Here is a 1,795-nt window from a genome sequence, read left to right as displayed (position 1 = left end):
GGACAACGATGTCTGAGACCACCACTGCCGGGAACAACGTCCCCAGCGACCTGGAAATTGCCCAGCGGGCAGTCATGAAGCCGATCGGGGAGATTGCGGCGGCCGCCGGCATCACCCCGGACGCGCTGGAATTCTACGGACCCTACAAGGCCAAGATCGACCCGGCGAAGCTGACCGTTCCGGCGGGCACCCCCGTGCGCGCGCCCGGCAAGGTGGTGCTGGTCTCCGCGATGTCGCCCACCCCCGCCGGCGAAGGCAAGTCCACCACGACGGTGGGGCTCGCGGATTCCCTGGCCCGGGCCGGGCACAAAGTGATGATCGCGCTGCGCGAGCCCTCGCTCGGCCCCATCCTGGGCATGAAGGGCGGCGCGACCGGCGGCGGCTACTCCCAGGTGCTGCCGATGGACCAGATCAACCTGCACTTCACGGGCGATTTCCACGCCATCACATCCGCGAACAACGCCCTCATGGCCCTCGTGGACAACCACATCTTCCAGGGCAACGAACTCAACATCGATCCGCGCCGGATGACGTTCAAGCGCGTCCTGGACATGAACGACCGGTCCCTCCGGGAGGTCGTGATCGGCCTCGGCGGGCCCGCCCAGGGCACGCCGCGGCAGGACGGCTTCGACATCACCGTGGCCTCGGAGATCATGGCCGTGTTCTGCCTCGCCACGGACCTGAACGATCTGCGCGACCGGCTCGGCCGGATCACGTTCGGCTACACCTACGACCGCCGGCCAGTGACCGTGGCCGACCTCGGCGTCCAGGGCGCCCTGACCATGCTGCTCAAGGACGCGATCAAACCCAACCTCGTGCAGACCATCGCCGGTACCCCGGCGCTGGGGCACGGCGGGCCCTTCGCCAACATCGCCCACGGCTGCAACTCCCTCATCGCCACGCAGACGGCCCGCCGCCTTGCGGACATCGTCATCACCGAGGCGGGGTTCGGCGCGGACCTCGGCGCCGAAAAGTACATGGACATCAAGGCGCGGATGGCCGACGTCGCCCCGTCCGCCGTCGTCCTCGTGGCCACCGTCCGGGCGCTCAAGATGCACGGCGGCGTGCCGAAAGACCTGCTCAAGGAGCCCAACGTGGAGGCGCTGGCCGCCGGCGTCGCCAATCTGCGGCGCCACATCCGCAACGTCGAGAAGTTCGGCATCACCCCGGTCGTGGCGGTCAACAAATTCGCCACGGACACCGCCGAGGAGCTGGACTGGCTGCTTCAGTGGTGCGCCGCGGAGGGTGTCCAGGCCGCGGTGGCCGATGTCTGGGGCCGCGGCGGTGGCGGCGACGGCGGCGACGAGCTCGCGGCGAAGGTAGCGGCCGCGATCGACGCCCCGCACGGCTTCCGGCACCTGTATCCGCTGGAGATGTCCGTGGAGGACAAGATCCGGACCATCGTGCAGGAGATCTACGGCGCCGACGGCGTGGATTTCTCCGTACCCGCGCTGAAACGGCTGGCCGAGATCGAGAAGAACGGCTGGTCCGGGATGCCGGTGTGCATGGCGAAGACCCAGTACTCCTTCACCGACGACGCCACTCGCCTCGGCGCACCCAAGGGCTTCACCATCCACGTCCGGGATCTCATCCCCAAGACCGGCGCGGGCTTCATCGTGGCCCTCACCGGCGCCGTGATGACCATGCCGGGCCTGCCCAAGGTGCCGGCAGCGATGCGGATGGACGTCGACGACGCCGGCAACCCGGTCGGCCTCTTCTAACCCACCCGACGCTCCCTCACCTCCTGCATCCCCCAACCAACGATCCCTCAGGTCCGGCAACTCCCCAACCGACG

At 68.6% G+C, this 1,795-nt stretch carries 1 protein-coding gene; it reads left to right on the top strand.

Going from position 1 to position 1,795, the window contains the following annotated elements:
* Positions 1–8 precede the first annotated feature (8 nt).
* Positions 9–1,721 carry a formate--tetrahydrofolate ligase gene (locus tag LQV45_RS29745; RefSeq protein ID WP_230010731.1) on the top strand — a complete coding sequence of 571 codons (1,713 nt, stop codon included), beginning with the start codon at positions 9–11 and terminating at the stop codon, positions 1,719–1,721.
* The last annotated feature ends 74 nt before the right edge of the window (positions 1,722–1,795 follow it).

The organism is Microbacterium sp. Bi128 (genome assembly GCF_918698205.1).
Note: the sequence above shows the minus strand (reverse complement) of the source record. Positions and strands in the feature narration are given on the sequence as shown.